This window comes from Faecalicatena contorta (assembly GCF_001404335.1).
Lineage (GTDB): Bacteria > Bacillota > Clostridia > Lachnospirales > Lachnospiraceae > Faecalicatena > Faecalicatena contortus_B.
The window spans coordinates 96,770-115,096 of the sequence record NZ_CYZU01000004.1; the positions used below are offsets into that span (position 1 = coordinate 96,770).

The following is an 18,327-nucleotide window of genomic DNA, read 5'->3' on the forward strand; positions in this document are numbered from 1 at the left end:
AACAAATCTTCTAAATCACACCAGAATGAGATTTTTATAGTATTCTAGGAGAGTAAAACTATGTCCGGCAGTCCTGTGAATATTTGATTTAGGGGAGAAAATCGGGGAGAACAGATTCCCGGGACCTGTTAGGAAGAATACTAGGAGGAAGGACAATGGAATTGAAAAAGAAAAAAGGAATAGGGAAACGACTGTTCAGCCTGCTCGCCGCTGTCATAATGGGAATTTCTCTACTTGGCGGAATGGGTGCAGCGGAGGTAAATGCTGCAGATAAGACGGATGAGGAGCTGCTTACTGAAGCATTCTGGATCGTGGATGGTTGTATCAGCAGTATCCCTGATCCGGTTACTAATTCGACAAATGAGGAAACTTTTTTAAATGCATGCCGTGGGCAGGTGTCAGATAAGGTCACACTTACCTTTACAGATTTCCGAAAAACTAATGCTACTACAGAACGTGAAGGAAAGATTCGGGCAACGTTACTTATATGCGTAGGTAACCAATCGCAAAAATACCCCTTTGAAAGAACGATCCGGATTATGACTCAAGATGAACAGAATTTTGAAAATGCACTTTCAAAGTTAGACGACATTAAGGCGCAAGTTGCCATGGAAATGTCTAACGAAATGATGCCGGAAGACATATTAGGCGCTCTCAGCCGTTATATTAATGGTGTGGAATTCAGTCTGATTGACTGTGACAAAAAAGAGTCCACACTCACGGAGGAAGGCACATTTGATATAAACTTTCGAATGACAGCAGGGGAAGACAACAGTCAGAATTTTGCCTGGCACTTTACCATCCCCAAAAGGCCTATGACCGATGCAGAGCTCCTGGAGATTGCAATAGCTGATGCAACAAGGGCCCTAAAAGCTATAGAACCTTCGAATAACGCCTATGCTCCAGGGATTCTCCAATTAGTAAAAAATGCGATTGGTTCTGCTGCCGATGCAGATTGGGCCACAGAAATGAAAATCCAGCAAGCTACTACAACAAAAGAAGGCGCTGTCACAGGCGAGATACGGTTATCCGTAGGAAGTGAAAGCACGATACTTTCCGTAAATTTGATAATCCCTAAACTTGACGAGCCCCAGAATAATCCGAACGCAGACCAGGAATATATTGAAAAAGCAAAGCAGGCAGCATATGACGCTTTAGATGCATTTGTACCATCGAACGATACAACGAAAGATGATATTTATAATGTCGTAAAAAATGCAATAGGTAACGATATTAATATCGAGTGGTATGCTGACTTCAAAATGATCAAAGCCCAGAAAAACCAGGATGGCCTGATTGAAGAAGGATCATTAAGTTTAACAAAAGGTGATGGGTTGGGTTATGTATCTATTAACTTAACAATACCGGCTCTGAAAGATGAGACGGGTAATAAACCAAATGACAAACCAAATGACAAGCCAAATAACAAACCAAATAATAAACCGGATAATAATAAACCAAGTCAGAACGATGATAAGGGGAAAACGGATAACACAACAAAACCTCAGACTACTGAAAAGCCTAAAACTACTGCAAAAGCCGTCAGCCCAAAAACAGGCGACAGCAGTATGATGGTGTTCTACATAATTGCATTGTTCGCAGCATGCGGGATTGCTGTTGTTTCTGTGAAGCGCAGACACAGATAATTTGATATTGATATCATTCATATTACACTGCTTGTCTAAATAAAAATTAATAATCGAAAATTAAGAAGCCTACTTCTGTACTTTGCAGTACTAAGTAGGCTTTTTACTAATCAGAGGCTAACTACTTCGCAGGCGGTTGCTCCTATTTCTATTTTCATTTAGCATATCTTTTTGTTGTAAAGGAAGATATATATAACCATGAATACTTAGTACTCTATGCCCGTTTTGTTGCTACAGATATGCAGCGATACTCCGTTTTTTCTTCTCCCTCCTCTTGGGTAGGATCTATATTGACAGCCTTGTCTTTTTCCCTGCTTTCCCTTACAGCACAATAAAAATGATACAAGGTTCCATCCTTTTCTATAACGCAGGGTTTATGTGCATGCAGTTCATCGATCTCTCCCGCATTCCCATGTTTTAAAATCGGGGTATCCACCTTCTCCCAGCGGTACAAGTCTTCTGAAAATGCAATCCCCTCCTGTGCATGCTCTCCATCATATCCGTAATAATACATCAGCCATAATCCACCATCCTTAACCACACAGGGGTCAGCGCAAAAGTACGAATCCCAGCCAGGTTTTGTATTACAAATAACCGGCTGCCCGGATACCCGTTTCCATTCCAGCATATCATCGGATACCGCCATTCCAATTTGTTCATGCCATTTCCATACCTCGCTGTCTTTGGCATTATAAAACATATAATATTTCCCACGGTCCTCAATCAGGCAGCCTTTATATAACCCTGCCCGTTCCCAGTCATCACCATCTTTCCAGCTCAGGATCGGTTTGTCCAGACGTGTCCAGTGATGCAGCGACTCGTCCTCAGTATAAGCAAGTCCGATTTGGGCAGGACCAGCCTCATATCCCTCATCCGGATAGCTATGGTATATCATCCAGTACTTCCCGTCCACCTTTTTTAAGGACGGTTTTTTGAACAGATCATTTTCTTTCAGGATCCACATGCCTGCGACTCCACCTTTATCCCAGCCTTCCTGTTCTCCTCTTTTGAATATAATCGACTCTTTTTCCCAGTGAAGCAGATCCCGGCTTACTGCGAGACCTGTCTGATATCCTTTTCCGTCAAAACCTACATGCATCATATAGTATTGATTATTGTGATAAAACACGAAGGGACAATCCACAGCCATCTCATCATATGCGCCAGGGACACCTGACGGCCCCATAACCTCTGTCCCATATTTTACATCAGTCTTATATTTTGCTAAATTATACTGCATATTCTGTTACCCCTTAACTGCACCTGCTAATAGTGCGGATTCTATTCTTTTTTGAAGCAGACAATAGAGCAGTATACTTGGCAGCACTACGACAAACGATGCCGCAAACAGCTGACCATAGTCGCTTCCAAACATGCTCAAAAACTGCGACAATGCTACCGATACATTTCTCGCATTGTTGCCTGATGAAAGCATCAGGTTGTAAATAAAATCATTCCAGCTCGCCATGAAGATCAGTATCGCAGCCGTTGCCATGGCCGGCTTAACAAGCGGAAGCATAATAGTAATAAAGGTTCTTAAAAACCCGGAACCGTCAATTCTCGCCGCCTCTTCCATTTCCCTCGGGATCGTCAGGAAATAACTTCTTAAAACAAACAGTACTGCCGGCATCGCAATTGCCATATATACAAGCACAAGTCCGCTTTTCGTATTATAAAGGTTCATGGCATTCATCAGCTTGTACACCGGAAATATCAATGCCGATGTAGGTACAAGCATTGACATGCCGATTAAGGCAAATAAAAAGTTTTTTCCTTTAAACTCGAACCTTGCAAACACATATGCCGACATGCTGAATATGATTAGCCCAAAAAAAATACAGAAAACGGTGATTATAAATGTATTCCAAAAGTATGTACCCAACGGTGAATATTTAAATGCCATGATATAATTGTCAAGGTTGATGGAAACCGGTAAGGAGAATGCGGAATCCATAATCTCTTTATTTGTTTTGAAAGAAGATACCAGCGTCCATAAAAGTGGTACCGTCGAAATTGCAATTATAAATACCAAAAATACAATTCTTCCTAATTTTCCGATGATTTGTCCTGCCTTCATAGCTACTCCTTAATCTTTTCCTATGCGGAACACTTTTGTTATCAACAGCATTGCTGCTGCTCCAATCAGAATTGTTACAAACGCGATTGCATTGGCATATCCATAATTGGAATTATTCATTGCCGTCCTGAAAATCATAACCGGCAGATTCATTGTTAAATTACCCGGGCCTCCGCTCGTGGTCAGATATATGACTTCAAACGTTTTCAGGCAGTCTACCGTTGCAAGAATCAGGCATGTTCCCACGATATTTTTGATCAGGGGCATCACAATTAATCTGTTGATTTGGGATTCTGTCGCTCCGTCCACTTTTGCCGACTCATATACTTCTGCGGGGATTGCTGCTATCTCTGATGAGATCAGCAGCATAAAAACTCCCCCGTAAAAAATGGTCGTCACAGTAACCGCCACAAATGCAGTCCTTGCGTCCTGAAACCAGTTTACATTAAAATTCTCAAATCCTATTTTGCGGATAAAATCATTTACAAGCCCAATAGATGGATTAAACATGAAGTAGAATAAAAATCCGATTACTGCCAGCGGCATCATTTTCGGGATCAGATAGATTACTCTCACGGCTTTTGATAAGCGTGACTTTTTTAACGTTGCCAATGCCACCAGAAGGCTGGTTCCTACTAATATGACCCAATGCAGGGCCATCCATATAATTGTATTTTTAAAGGATATATGGAAAGTGGAATCCTGAAACATTTTTATAAAATTGTCAACACCTGCAAATCTTATGGGCTCCCCCAGCTTCCAGTCCGTAAATCCGGTAATTCCGACCGTAATAATGGAATATGCGTAAAACCCCAAAAAGAGGATCAGCGTGGGAGCCAAAAAGGCTGCAAGCCAGATTTTAGTTTTTTTAGATTTCATTCAGACTCCTCCTACAGGGGTGCGTTTAGTTTGATGCTTTTGTTAAATTCTCTGCAAACTGTTCGGGCGTGCTTTGGCCTGTTCCCAATGCTGCAAGTTCCTGGGGTATGATGGCCGTCACTGCGGCAGGATACACTCTCCAACAGGAACTTACTGTGTAATTAACATCGTCTTTCATTTCCAAAATTTCCATCATAAGTGGTGACAGTTCCAGAGATTCATAGTCAATATTTGCGGAGGCCGGAATCAAACCTAACTGTTCCAGGCGGATGGCCTGATCCTCTTTGTTGTTAAACCATTTAATGAATTCATAGGAAGCCGCCGCCGTTTTCTCATCCTTAGAGCCGGAGAACCATGCATACCCCGGGTAAGATACAGCACCCTTACCAGGAAGATATGCTTCTCCCACCTTATCTCCCATAGCTTCCGTTAGTTCGGCAATCCTCCAGGCCCCATCCAGAACAATCGCTGTTTTATCGCTTGTAAAGTTATTCAAAGCAACGCTAATATCCGAACCCGGAGCATCTGTGGTTGAATATTCCATAAACATTTTTTGAAGCTGTGAAGCGGCCTCGATGAATTCCGGCGTGTTATAATCTGTAAGCCCAACCGTTTTCGCCATCTCCTGCCCTTTCTCGCTTCCGCTGGCCAGTGCTGCCAGAAGTGTAAGGCTTGAATACCAAGCTGTCTTTGTCTCCAGAGCCATAGCAGCTACTCCGTCTCCTTTTAATTTTTCACATAAATCATAAAGCTCATCCCAGCTCTCTGGAAATTTTTCATATCCAGCCGCTTTTAGTATTTCTTTATTATAGAAAAACCCAAAAAAATCTTTATGAGAACAGGTGCCATATACCTGGTCCGATCCCTCATTCCACGACGCAATGTCCTCCATATCCAGCTCATCCTTTAATTCAGCGTCTGCATCCAATTTATCCTTAAAGTCATAAAGTAAGTTTGACTTTTTGGCCAGATCAATAATACTCTGGTCATTGGTATAGAATACATCCGGAAGTTCTCCAGATGAAACCTGCACTTTTAATTTTGCATCCATATTGGCTGTTGTAGAACCTGCTATCTCTTCAACATTTACATCGATCTCCGGATGGGCTTCTTCAAAACTTTCCACCCTCTCTGCGAAATATTTTGCATATGGATGTGCTCCTACCCATTCACTGAAAACGGTAATGCTTACCTTTCCGTCTTCCTTTTCCGCTTTTCCTCCTGCTTCCCCGCCGCAAGCCGTTAATCCCACTGCCATACTAAATGCCAGCATTAACGATACGATTCGTTTTGCTTTCATATTCCTTTTCTCCTTTTTATTTTTTGTATTTGATGGATTTATTATATCTTGGCATAATCTATAAATAAATCAGTGGATTTTACTTGTTTTTATATATTTTTTACATTATAATGCTTTTGACCTGGAAACATGTAAAACATTTTTATATTATGTAATTATTTTACCTTTTATGGGGGTGTCCAATTTGCTGCCGCATACGAAAAAACCTGTATCACTTTTTGTTATAATAACCCTTATTATTTCCTTATGTATGATTACGCCTTGTATGATTGCAGGTATTTACTTCTATGCCACTCTGAGGAACAGCACCTTTGATACAATTGAGCGAAATATCGATTCATCCGCCGAAAGCTCCTTCAGCTCTCTTGACTCTACTCTGCTCTCTGTAAAAAATGCTTATTACTCAATCATCAGTGATCCGGTAATCAATCCCGAGCTATATAATTATATCTTTCCAGGCAATGAAACTACATTCAACGAATCTGTCGATGAACGCCTTACGAAAATGATGTTTTATACCACGATTTGGAACGAAAATATCCTGACTTCAATTACCCTTACGAATGATTTTAATACGTATCATTATATAGGTAATCCAAAATATGGCGTATATCCTGGCAAGGAGGATTCTTCCGCCCTTAACATGATTACCGATAATCGGGAAGCTCTCAGCAAATCACTGGGTACCGAAAGAATCCACACCCTTATGCATTCCAGAGATGACTCCGGCAGCCTGTTTTATATACGGGACTATTATGGGTATCCCGATGGCGCTTTTAAAGGCCTGCTCAGTTTCCAGTTAAGCGAGGAATCACTCATGTCCAATTTCACCGACTTTGATAAGTACACGGACACGCTTTGTTTTGCCTTTGATGAATCAGGAACTGTCATCATGAGCAGCAAAGAGGAACTGCAGGGCGAAACCATATCCGCTTTATCCGTCCAAGGGGTCTCTTTAAAACATATGATGGAAGATCCAGACAACTATCTGGCCAAAACGAAGACTTTAACGAATTATCCGCTTACTGCCTGCGTACTGATTCCGCTGGAGCCCATCTATCAGGAACTTCATAGTCAATTAAGAGGTTATCTGGTTATCTTTATCTGTTTGCTGCTGCTCGTTATCGTATTTGCCCTCGCAGTTTCCCGGTATGTAAGCAGATATATTCACTTACTGATCAAACGCATGACCCGGTTAAGCCAAAGCGACTATTCACAAACCCTGCCTGTATACGGAATTACAGAGCTTGATAACCTCAGTACAGCTTTTACTACGATGTCCTCTCAGATCAAAAGGCTTTTAAATGAAAAGTATGCCAATGAAGTCCTTTTAAAAGAGAGTGAACTCAAGGCACTGCAGGCGCAGATTAACCCGCATTTCCTATTTAATACGCTTCTGTCTGTCAGCTGGAAAGCCCGTGCAAACCAGGATATGGAATGTTATGAGATGATTACGGCACTCAGCAGTTTACTCAATGCCAATATTTATACTCCTGCAACAAAGTTTATCACTTTGCAGGAAGAGCTTCAGAATGTCCGGTACTATCTGCAGATACAGAAGGTGCGCTTTGGTCCAAAACTATCTTACGATATTGATGTAGATACAAAATTGATGGATCATTCCATTCTGAAGCTCTGCCTGCAGCCGCTTGTAGAGAATGCTGTTGTCCATGGCCTGGAGAATAAGGTGGAGGAAGGTACAATATTAATTACGGGAGATATCGTAGATGAACAGGAAATGCTGCTCCAGATCATTGATAATGGAATTGGGTTTCATCCAGAAGAAATGAATAGACAGCTGAATGAGCCAGATGCTTCAGTGTTATCCCAATCCGAGGGAAAAGGACACCACATTGGTCTGATTAATACACACTTACGCTTAAAATACACCTATGGCGAACAGTATGGGATTACCATTGCCAGCACGCCGGGCGAAGGAACTACAATATCTGTCAGGCTGCCGCTGTCATGACAGAGCAAAAAGGAGGATGTTCTATGTATCGAATCATGATTGTAGATGATGAATTAATTATCCGGGAAGGAATCAGCACTTTTATAGACTGGGCAGGCCTGGATTGCCAGATTGTACACTCAGCATCCGACGGTCTGGAAGCTATTGAATTTCTCCAAACCACCTGTGTGAATATCGTAATTACGGATATCCGCATGCCCGGAAAAAATGGGTTAGAGTTAGCAGAGTATGTGCAGAAATATGCCCCTTCCACCAAATTAATCATCCTGTCCGGGTATTCCGATTTTAAGTATGCCCAGGAAGCCCTGCGTCATGGGGCATTCGACTTTATATTAAAGGATAATCCCTTAAGTAAGATAGAAAATGCTGTCCGCAGGGCAATCAGTGCCATACAGGAGGAGCAGAAAAAGCAGCGCCATTTTGACAGTATACAGGAGACAATTATCAAAAATCAGGAAGAACTTCAGATAAAATTCTACCAGGATCTTGTCTACGATGTTCCGCTTTCTCCCGATGAGATTATCGATAAAACACGGCTTTATCAGGTATCCGGCAATAATTTTTACTGTATCCTCATAAAGATCCGGATCATCGACGACTCCGCCCAGCTTAAAGAAGATTTTATCAACACAGTTACCCGATTCCTCAGAGGAATTTTCTCCTCTGTAAAACCTGTTATTTTTCCGGTGCACTCCAAATACTTGTGCATTGTATTAAATGATACCAGTAAACTGGAGCATACACCCATCGTGCCTTCCTTAAATCAGATTTTTACTTTTGCAGAAAATTATCCGGCATACAGATTAAAAGCTGCAATCAGTACTCCCCATTCTTCGATCACAGAACTGAATACAGCTTATCTCGAATGCTGCTATTGTTTCAAACACAAAGCAAAAAGTGAAAAGAAAATCCTGTTTTACAGCGCCGAAAATAATACATCTTCTCCCTCACTCAGCCAGAATCTGCCTATAAAAAAAGCTGTACAATATATCGAAAACAACTTTAATGAACAGATTGGGCTTAACGACATTGCAGACGCTGTTGGTCTTAATGCCAGTTATCTTAGCCGTTTATTCAAAAAAGAAACGGGTGAATCTATCACAGAACACCTTACTCAGTTTCGGATCGAAAAGGCAAAGGAACTTTTAAAGGATGAATCCTTAAGATTACGGGATATTGCCATGGCAGTTGGATTTAACGATGTAAGCTATTTTTCTAATACATTCAAGAAAATAGCCGGTATGTCTCCTACGGAATTTAGAATGATTTCGGAGATCAATTAGATGATTTGCTTTTAAATTGTGCTTACATATGTCGAAGCTTAGCATTTTATATATTCAACTATTGTATTTGAATCCTACATAAAGACAAGGCATTGCATCACCAAAAGGATTCCCTCCCCCTGCCGGGCGAGTCCTCAGCAAAGCTGAAAAATAAGATATACCCAAAGGGCATAAGTTGCGGAGTGCCCTTTGGGTATATAGTTTCCCATAATAAACCGCCTATTCTCTCGCCACTTGCGAAGGCAGGCAGTCAAAATATTTTTTAAAGGTTTTTGAAAAATGCTTTTCACTAATATATCCCACACGTTCCGCCACTTCCTTAACTGATAAAGACGGGCTCTTCCGGATAATTTCCATTGCCTTCTTCATCCTTACTGCGGTGACAAAGTCAATATATTTCTCCCCTGTTTTATTCCGGAAAATTCTGCTGATATAGGAAGGGCTGATATCAAATCGGTTCCCCATCTCCGCTATGGTCACATCATTCATGTAATTTACCGTCACATAATCCTTAATCTGCTGAACAATATCATGATTTTCGCTGTTCTGTTCCCACGTGGCATTTTGCAGGAGCTTTCGGAAATGCCGTAGCAGATCTGCATATTCTTCTCCCTCAAAGCTGCTTTTCCAGATAACGGACAAATAGGCGCGCAGGGGACGGCTGTCTATTTTTTCAAAGCTTTTTCTCAGTTCGTCTTCACGCTCCATTTCCTGCAGCAATTCGTTTGCCAACCCATAGTTTCCCGTCATATAGCTGGCTGTAAGCATTTCTATTTTCTCGCATAAATACTGTTTTTCCATCAAATCTTTTTGATCATTTAATGCCTGTAAAGATATGGTCTTATAATTTTCCTCCAGTATACGGACGCTTGCCAGCGCCAGCATAATCTGCTTATTCATATACATCTCCCGGAAGTCCTTTGCCACCGCACTTACTGCCACAATTCTCGTATTTTTGTCAAACAGATCCTGATGGTGGCGCAAATAGGAATGAATCCTCATATATTCTTTTCCCTCAATGACCAGGCAAAGCTCACTGGTCTGCAGAAAGAACAAGGCATAGCGGTCCCTTTCCTCTATAGTTTTGCTCAGATATACGGAGAGATGTTCGTACAGCTCTGCATATAGCTCCTGCCTTTTTCTGTTCTCATCCGTATCCAAGAAGAACACATACATACTGTAAACCGCGTCCTTCCCTGCCGGCTGCATCTGCTTGACACCCCCTGCCATGTCCGCCAGGGCAATGGCCTGGCTCACTCTGTTTTCGAAGAGCTGATTCTGGTTCTGAAGCTTTTGCTGCTTTCCTTTTATGATCTCACCCATGAGCTGCTTTAGTTGGTCAATATCTAATGGCTTCAGCAGATATTCCTTGACTCCAAGGCCAATCGACCGCTTCGCATATTCAAACTCAGCATACCCCGTTAGAATACACCACTGGGTCTCAGGAGCCTTCTGACGGCATATTTCCAGAGCATCCAGTCCATTAACTTTCGGCATATTAATGTCCAGAAAAACCAGATCGTAGAATGATTGTTCCACCATACGGATCATTTCTTCCCCATCTTTTGCCTGTGAAATGTGATGAATCCCCGGATACAGTTCCTCCAGCATAGACAGTAAACTCAGCCTTATCAGCCTCTCATCATCTGTTATTAAGATATTCATAAATTTCCCCTGCCTTCCTCAATACTGGTACAGACTTTCTTCTTTTGCAATCAACAGGTTACAGACCGTTTGATATCTTCCTTTTCTGTCATACCAAAAAAAGGAGTTCGGATATGTAATAAAAAGGCGATCCCGAACACTCGTAATTCCTACCCTGTCCTTGGTATAGATATCCTGCTCTTTATATGGGATTCCGTCATTAGCTACCTGAATCCATACAAAAGCCGCTCCATTTGTGCTCTTTACCTGGCAGACCCGCAGCAAAATGCTTAAGGAACTTCCATCCGGCGCCATTCCATGACGCATAGCATTTTCAATCAAAGGCTGAAGCAAGAGCTTGGGAATGGTAAAGTCCATTAGCTGCTCCTCCACTTGAATATCATAATACAAGCGTTCTTCAAACCGGATTTTTTCCAGCATAAGATAACTTTCAATAAACTGGCATTCCTTCTGAATGCTTGAATCATATCCCGGTTCACAGGTATAACGAAACATCCGGGAAAGATTTAAAATCCCCTTTTCCAGATTTTTCGTATCCCCGATCCGATTCAGCGCCTGAAGGGAGTTCATGACATTATAGAAGAAGTGAGGATTAATTTCCGCCTGCATAGCCTTATATTCCGCCATCTGCTGGTTCATTTTCCAGATGTACTCGTGCTGTACAAGATCCGTGATCCGCTCTGTCATCTCCGTCATTGCCAGAGAAATCTCCGAAAACTCCTCTATGGGGATTGCAGGCATATTCCCGCTGCTCTCCTCATCTCCCAACCGGTACTTCTGGATATACGAGACAATCCTTTCCGTAGAAACAGATATACGGCGGCTTAAATTCATAAAAATAAAAAATGCCGCTGCCATCGCACAAAACCAAAACAGCAGGATCACAAATGAAGTATGGTTGGCCTCCCTTAATATGGTGCTGTGCGGCAGCACATAATCAATTTTGAACCCATATTTCTCCTCCTTCATATGGTACAGATAATGTGTATCTCCTTCTATCCTCACCTTCCTGCCCATGAGCTCCTTCGTGTCCGCCATATCATCCTGCTCTGTGATAAACCTTTCCTCTGTGGCATAGGCCGGAGTCCCGTCCGGAAAATAAATAACCAGTCCCGCTCCCTCAGGCAGCGTAATTTTTTCATTCAGGTCTGAAAATACCGATTGGGACAGTTCCAAAAACGCATATCCCTGCCGTGATGCCGTTTCCAGATTGCTCACCGGACACAGCATCGTAAAGACAGGCTGCTCCTCATGATATTCCTCACTTCCGGACATAAGGCTGCCGGGGAAAAATCTCACCTCACCAGATAACAGCTTTGTCAGCTCTTCATACAACGGCTCTGCATTCTCCTCATACCGCAGGATTGATCCGCCATACTTATTCAAATAAAAGAAATTTCCCTTATTCGCATTTTCCGGCAAAAATCCAATCCCTCTGTGAATGGGATCCGACACGGTCAGATACTTATTCAATGCGCTTCTGTACTTGACCGAATATCGGATATAACCATACAAATTCTCCTGTGAAGCATCAATTTCAGTGTTATTTACATATTGATAAAACCTGGCAATATTCGTATCCGCCAAATACTGCAGAAAAAAATGCTCTCCATTCTGCAGGGAACTGTCCAGCTGATTTGTAAGGGTCTGAAGAATAATCCTATTGTTAGTATTGTAACTGTTTAAGAGTTGATGGTTAAAAAAGTTCAATAAAATAAAACTGATTATAATGAAGGGCATAAACACAGAACTGGCAAATGCCCGGTACAAAGATACCTTCAAAGAATATTTTTTCATTATGCCCTCCCCGATAATGTTCAGAATATTCAGAAAATGGTACGCAAAGGGGTCAGACCCCTTTGCGCCCCATTCTTTATAATTTCAGATTCTGCATTTTCTCACAGTAGTATTGAACCACCTCAAACTTAGCATCCGGAGCAATTCTATGGTCCGGACATGGGATATATCCTCCCAGTTCAATCAGCGTCTTTAACCTTTCTATCTCCTCGTCGACCGCCTTATTATCACGGGCAAATACTGTCTTGTTCATGCCGCCCACGCCGCGGAGCTCTTTGCCATACTGCGCTCTCCATGGCCCAATGCTTGCATTCCAGGTACCCACCTCAATGGGAAACATGGTATTAACCCCATTCTCAAGCCAGATAGGTACCAGTCGGTCAATACAGCCGTCACAGTCCACAGAAACGATGTCAATATCATGCTGCTTCAGCAATGCCGTATACTTTTTATAATGAGGAGCCACATAATCCTCAAAAACGGTTGGTGTAACCAACGGTCCATTCTTATAACAAATATCCTCCCAGAAATGAGCATAATCAAACTTTGCTCCCGTCTTTAAGACCTCTTCCAGGCATTGATACCCCAGTTCTGCGATGGTGTCAATGATCTCCACATACAGATCCTCATCATCCACATACAGATAGCTTAACTGCTCAACCCCCAGCAGATTTCTCATATACCCAATCAGAGAGCCGCAGTGCAGGCCAATGGGGATTTCCCTGCTGCCCTGAGAAGGAAGATTTTTGAAAAATTCCCGGTCTACCCGTGTTTCCTTCCACTCAAGCTTTGGCAGATAGAGTTCTTCCCATGCCTTCCGATCCATAAGAGAAGTCCCAATTTCCGCCGGAATTGAAATGGTGTCCAGTTTTTCCAGAACAATCAGGCCCTGCTCATCCCTTACAATCCTGCTGCCATCTGGTTTTTCCTCCAGAATCTTTTTTTCAAAGGCTGGGAACATCTGATTTTTTGTGCTTATACAGGAATTCCAGTTAAAATCAAATCCCAACCTCTTCATGACAGACTGATCAGCGGAGGAATTGTCCCCTTCCCTGCGGTATCCTTCTGCCTCTTCCTGGGTAATGTGGCCTTCCTGCGCCCATTTGTCCAAGGTTTCTTCCCAATACCCGAAGGAAACTACCGGGAAGTGTTCATATTTTTCATAATGCAGGATCGCCAGTACGTTCTCACGAAATGTCATGCTATAATCTCCTCTGTATTTATTCGTAATATTTGAATTGCGGCAGATATTCTTTATTTGCTTCAAACATTTCCCGCACCATAGATTTAATCTCTGCAAGGCTTAAGACTGCGGACGTCAATGGGTCAAAATAGCAGGCCTGGTAGATCTTCTGCGGATCTCCGGTAATTGCCCCTTCTACAGCCAGCTCCTCGATTCTGGAGCTCACATTATTTAGAAGCGCGAGATGAGGAGGCAGCGGACCTACATGAATCGGTTCCAGCGTGCCTTTGGAGGCAAGCACCGGCACTTCCACGCAGCAGCCTTCCGGAAGGTTGTCAATCAGGCCGAAGTTTCTTACATTCCCGTTGAATTTATACAGCGCGCCATCACCAAACATGGCATTGAAAATATTGGCGGCATACTCATTTCCACGTTTCAGATTCACCGGATTGTCGGCCCATTCCAGAAATTCTTTCTTCCAGGTATGTTCTCTTTTTTCGTACTCGTCCTTCACCATGAAATAGTGTCCGGGGTTCCAGCCTGTTCCGTGAGTACAATATTTTTCAATAAGATCCGGACGTTTACGGAACCAGGCCACATATTCTGAGGCATGTCCGCTGGACTCTGTCACATAGTAGCCAAGATGACGGAGCATCTCATTTCGCACGATCTCCTCCTGATAATGCTCTTCTGCCGCCTGTTTAATCAGAGGGTATGCATCCTCCCCCTTCCATTTATAATCCAGATAAAAGGCCTGATGGTTGATGCCGGCGCAGGTATATGTAATATCCTCCATATCGGCTTTGATCCACCGTGCCAGCATTTCCGCAGTCCCCTGGACGCTATGGCACAGTCCCGTCACATTCACCTTTGTCTCGCTCTGCATCCCTCTGCACAGCATTGCCATAGGATTGGTATAGTTCAAAAATATGGCCCCGGGACAGTAGGTTTCAATATCCTTACAGATAGCAAGCATCTCCGGCAGGGTCCGCATCGCCCGGAAGATTCCGGCCGGTCCCCTGGTATCCCCCACATTAATGTCTACACCGTATTTCTTTGGAATCGTAATATCATTTGCCCAGACAGCAAGGTCTCCTATATTAATGGTGCTGACAACGCCGTCAGCATCCTTAAGAGCCTCAATCCGGCTTTTCGTAGAAATCACTTTTGCCGGATAATTTCCGGAACCAATAATTTTCTCTACAGACTTTGCAGCATACATAAGTTTTTCATCATCAATATCCATCAGGGCAATCGTGGCATCCTGGAATGCCGGAAACGTCATCAGATCCCGCACCAGGCTTCTGGTAAATACAACACTGCCTGCGCCTATAAATGCAATTTTTTTCATCTTATTTACTCCTTGTGTCTTGTCTCATTGTGGCGGCTCATGGTTAGGAACACTTACCTCTTCCCTACCCTTTTACCGCACTGTCCAGGCTGCCCTGGATAAAATATTTCTGTAAAAACAAGTAGGCAATCACCACCGGAACAATCGCAATCACCGCACAGGCAGCTGCACCGTTTAAGTCCTTCATCTGCTCCCCGAAAAACTGTTTTACGGTCAGGGTGACATTATACATCTCCTTCTTCTGCAGAATATAGAGTGAATATCCATATTCATTCCAGGTTGAAACCGCCTGCATCAGCACAACCGTGGCCGTCACCGGCTTCAGCTGCGGAAGGATAATCTGAAAAAATGTCCTTAAAATTCCGGCGCCATCCATATAAGCTGCTTCGTCCAGAGACGTCGGGATTGCCATAATAAAGTTACTGTACATATAAATGGATACCGGCAGTCCAAACGCCGCACTCACCGCGATAATTCCCCAGTAGGTAGAAATCGCGTGGATCGAAACCAGGGTGGAATAAATACCAACAACCATAGACATTCCCGGCACCATCATCACGCCCAGCACAAAAGTCTTCATGGTCTTACTGAGCCGGTTTCTATTCCTTGCCATTGGATAAGCTGCAAGGCAGCCTACTATCACTACAATCATAACTGTTCCAACTGTAATAATAAAGGAATTTTTAATGGCATTTAATATGTTACTGTTTTGAAATGCCCTGATATAATTCTCCCAATGAAGTTCCATGGGCGGCAGCAGTCTGGACGTGTGATCTGTCATAGGTTTTAAGGATGTAACCACTACCACATAAATTGGAAGCAGATAAATAATCAATATGCCGGCCGCCACCAGATACTTCCACCAATTCTGTTTGATCTGTTTTTTTAATGTTCCTGTTTTCATCTGTTAACCGTCCCGCTTTCTCTACGCTTCGATACTCTTTTTCTCTAAATAGTGATTGCTGTACAGAGCGACCACCATAATCATAACAAAGGTGGTAATACCTATGGCAGATGCATAACCCGCTTTCTCCGCCAGAAAATACTGGCTGTTCAAATACGTCATCATCGAATGCGTGCTGTAATTCGGCCCGCCGTTTGTCAATGATATAATGCCGTCAAATATTTTCAGTCCGCCGATCAGGTCGATCATTACAGCACTTGTGATGGCCGGAATCAGCATGGGCAGGGTAATGTACCGGAAACGTGCAAATGAGCCTGCTCCATCAATTTCTGCCGCCTCAATATATGTTTTCGAGATATTCTGAAGCCCGGAAAGATATATGATCATACAATATCCCGCGTACTGCCAGGTATTAATTATGGTGATGAACAATACTCCATTCTTTCCGTCTGCCAGCCAATCTACTGCCCCCTTGCCAAATATCCCCAGAATATCGTTGAGCACACCATTGTCATAGGTTAAAAAGAAATACATGATGTACCCCATAATCAGGCTTGATATCATAATCGGCATATAGATCACCACACGGATCAGGTTGTTGCCCTTAAAACGGGAATTGACAAACAATGCCGCCCCCAATCCGATGATATTCTGAAGCACAGTGGACACAAAACCGTATATGAGTGTATTAATAAATGCCGTCAAGAGACGCTTGTCCGAAAACATTGCCTTGTAGTTTTCAAGTCCTATGAAGATTTTTTCCGGCGAATACCCATTCCACTTACACAAAGATACATAAACCGTTTCACAAAAAGGCCTCACTACAAAAAACAAAATCAGACAAATGGCCGGTATGTAAAAGCAGCTCATTTTTACTGCTCGTTTCCTCACTTTGGTTTCACTCCTTTACATTGCTTACTCTGCTGCTACATATTTATCCTGGAACGTACTCTTTAAATGCTGCAGTCCGGCGTTAACCCCTTTTTCTGTTGGGTCCATAAAAACCTCGATCACTGCATCCGCATCTGCATTAAACATTCCGCTTGGGAAATATTCCCGGTCGAACAGATTATCGTAGAAGATATCACCTTCAAAGATTTCCTGGCTTTCTGAAAAGGCCTTGTAGCTTACATTTTCCGTGTTCATATCCTTAAGAGCGGGCAGCCCTCCGTCCAGTTCCATGATCTTGTCTGCCACTTCCGGTTTTGCAAGGTAATTTAAAAACTGTTTTGCTTCCTTCATCTTTTCTGTGTCTTTCCAGATTCCAAAGCAGCTTCCTTCCCCGATCATATACTGGGATTTACCCTCCTCAGTCGTACATGGAATCGGCATGATCCCAAGCTGTGCATCCGGAGCTACGTTTAATACTTTCACAATCTCAACCTCGGTACTAAATCCACAGGCATCTTCCCCCAGAGCTGTCAGGGTTGCCGCATTATCAGCGGTAACAAGGTCTTTATTAAAGTATCCGGCCTGTACCATATCTGCGATTTCTTCCAGAACACAGCTTCCTTTTGTATCCCAGTCGAAGGTTCCATCTTTCAGCTCCTCACCGGATGGGTATTTACAGCCTTCTGTGGTATAGAATGCCGGCGCCATCGCATTATAGAGAACCGCTGCAGTCCAGGTGTCTTTTCCTCCCACGAAAAATGGGGTAACCCCGGAAGCTTTAATCTTCTCACAGGCATCTTTAAAATCGTCCATAGTGCGGATATCACCGACATTTACTCCTGCATTTTCAAGCACCGTCTTATTATATACAACACCGTTTGTCACCTGGCTGACAGGCAGTACGTATATGCTGCCGTCGTCGTCAGAAATAATGGGCAGAACCGGATCATCAATTCTGTCGTACCACTCCTCGTCATTCAAGGCTGTCAGGTATTCCTTATACCTTGCAATAGACCAGCCGTGTGTCACAAAAACATCCGGCATTTCTCCTGATGCCATCCTTGTTTTCATAACAGCCTCATAATCTGAACCCGGTGTAACCAATTCAATTCCAATTCCTGTCTCTTCTGTGAATCCGTCCAAAACTTCCCGGAACTGATCCAGCGGCTGACCCGTGTAGATAACCTCTACCTCCAGCGTATTCTCATTTTTTGCTGACTTATCCGCTTCTTTGGAATCTGTTTTTTCACTGTCGGCCTGTCCACTGCCGCAGCCTGCCAGCATACCAGTTGTCATAACTGCTGCCAAACCAAATGCAGCTAATTTTTTTAATCTTCTTTTCATGATGAACCCTCCCACGTACTTTTCACTTTTTCACT

14 protein-coding genes are annotated in these 18,327 nt (G+C 43.0%); 3 read left to right on the forward strand and 11 right to left on the reverse strand.

Going from position 1 to position 18,327, the window contains the following annotated elements; all coding sequences use genetic code 11:
* The first annotated feature begins 155 nt into the window (after positions 1-155).
* Complete coding sequence (locus ARB69_RS03310) at positions 156-1,646, forward strand: LPXTG cell wall anchor domain-containing protein (protein WP_055151050.1); 1,491 nt, start codon at positions 156-158, stop codon at positions 1,644-1,646.
* Positions 1,647-1,860: 214 nt separating this feature from the next.
* Here ARB69_RS03310 and ARB69_RS03315 read toward each other — a convergent pair whose 3' ends face one another.
* The 4 genes from ARB69_RS03315 to ARB69_RS03330 are packed head-to-tail and all read right to left on the reverse strand — an operon-like array spanning position 1,861 to position 5,902.
* Positions 1,861-2,886, reverse strand: coding sequence for a family 43 glycosylhydrolase (locus ARB69_RS03315; RefSeq protein WP_050639290.1), 1,026 nt, complete (start codon positions 2,884-2,886; stop codon positions 1,861-1,863).
* Between the two features lie 6 nt (positions 2,887-2,892).
* Entirely contained in the window at positions 2,893-3,723 is an 831-nt protein-coding gene (locus ARB69_RS03320) for a carbohydrate ABC transporter permease (RefSeq protein ID WP_050639289.1), read from the reverse strand.
* Positions 3,724-3,732: 9 nt separating this feature from the next.
* On the reverse strand, positions 3,733-4,602 hold the full coding sequence (locus ARB69_RS03325; protein WP_050639288.1) for a carbohydrate ABC transporter permease: 870 nt from the start codon (positions 4,600-4,602) through the stop codon (positions 3,733-3,735).
* A 25-nt stretch (positions 4,603-4,627) separates the two neighbouring features.
* A complete protein-coding gene (locus ARB69_RS03330) occupies positions 4,628-5,902 on the reverse strand; it encodes an ABC transporter substrate-binding protein (RefSeq protein WP_055151052.1) in 1,275 nt (424 codons plus the stop codon).
* 265 nt (positions 5,903-6,167) lie between these two features.
* Here ARB69_RS03330 and ARB69_RS03335 point away from each other — a divergent pair, with 265 nt between their 5' ends.
* The gene (locus ARB69_RS03335) at positions 6,168-7,874 is read left to right on the forward strand and encodes a sensor histidine kinase (RefSeq protein ID WP_167702479.1); all 1,707 of its coding nucleotides are present in this window, start codon (positions 6,168-6,170) and stop codon (positions 7,872-7,874) included.
* Positions 7,875-7,897: 23 nt separating this feature from the next.
* On the forward strand, positions 7,898-9,157 hold the full coding sequence (locus ARB69_RS03340; protein ID WP_055151058.1) for a response regulator transcription factor: 1,260 nt from the start codon (positions 7,898-7,900) through the stop codon (positions 9,155-9,157).
* A 219-nt stretch (positions 9,158-9,376) separates the two neighbouring features.
* On the opposite strand, the gene ARB69_RS03345 is transcribed toward ARB69_RS03340, so the two are convergent.
* The 7 genes from ARB69_RS03345 to ARB69_RS03375 form a co-directional block, all read right to left on the reverse strand.
* Positions 9,377-10,822: a response regulator transcription factor gene (locus ARB69_RS03345; protein WP_055151060.1), complete on the reverse strand. Its 1,446-nt coding sequence runs from the start codon at positions 10,820-10,822 to the stop codon at positions 9,377-9,379.
* 18 nt (positions 10,823-10,840) lie between these two features.
* Positions 10,841-12,619, reverse strand: coding sequence for a sensor histidine kinase (locus tag ARB69_RS03350; protein WP_055151062.1), 1,779 nt, complete (start codon positions 12,617-12,619; stop codon positions 10,841-10,843).
* A gap of 76 nt (positions 12,620-12,695) precedes the next feature.
* Positions 12,696-13,820, reverse strand: a complete 1,125-nt coding sequence (locus tag ARB69_RS03355; protein ID WP_055151065.1) for a uroporphyrinogen decarboxylase family protein — start codon at positions 13,818-13,820, stop codon at positions 12,696-12,698.
* A 19-nt stretch (positions 13,821-13,839) separates the two neighbouring features.
* Positions 13,840-15,153 (reverse strand): alpha-galactosidase, encoded by a 1,314-nt coding sequence (melA, locus tag ARB69_RS03360; RefSeq protein WP_055151068.1) that lies wholly within the window; start codon positions 15,151-15,153, stop codon positions 13,840-13,842.
* A gap of 64 nt (positions 15,154-15,217) precedes the next feature.
* Entirely contained in the window at positions 15,218-16,057 is an 840-nt protein-coding gene (locus tag ARB69_RS03365; protein WP_044926034.1) for a carbohydrate ABC transporter permease, read from the reverse strand.
* Positions 16,058-16,078: 21 nt separating this feature from the next.
* Entirely contained in the window at positions 16,079-16,948 is an 870-nt protein-coding gene (locus ARB69_RS03370; protein ID WP_055151071.1) for a carbohydrate ABC transporter permease, read from the reverse strand.
* A 24-nt stretch (positions 16,949-16,972) separates the two neighbouring features.
* Entirely contained in the window at positions 16,973-18,292 is a 1,320-nt protein-coding gene (locus tag ARB69_RS03375; RefSeq protein ID WP_055151074.1) for an ABC transporter substrate-binding protein, read from the reverse strand.
* Positions 18,293-18,327 lie beyond the last annotated feature (35 nt).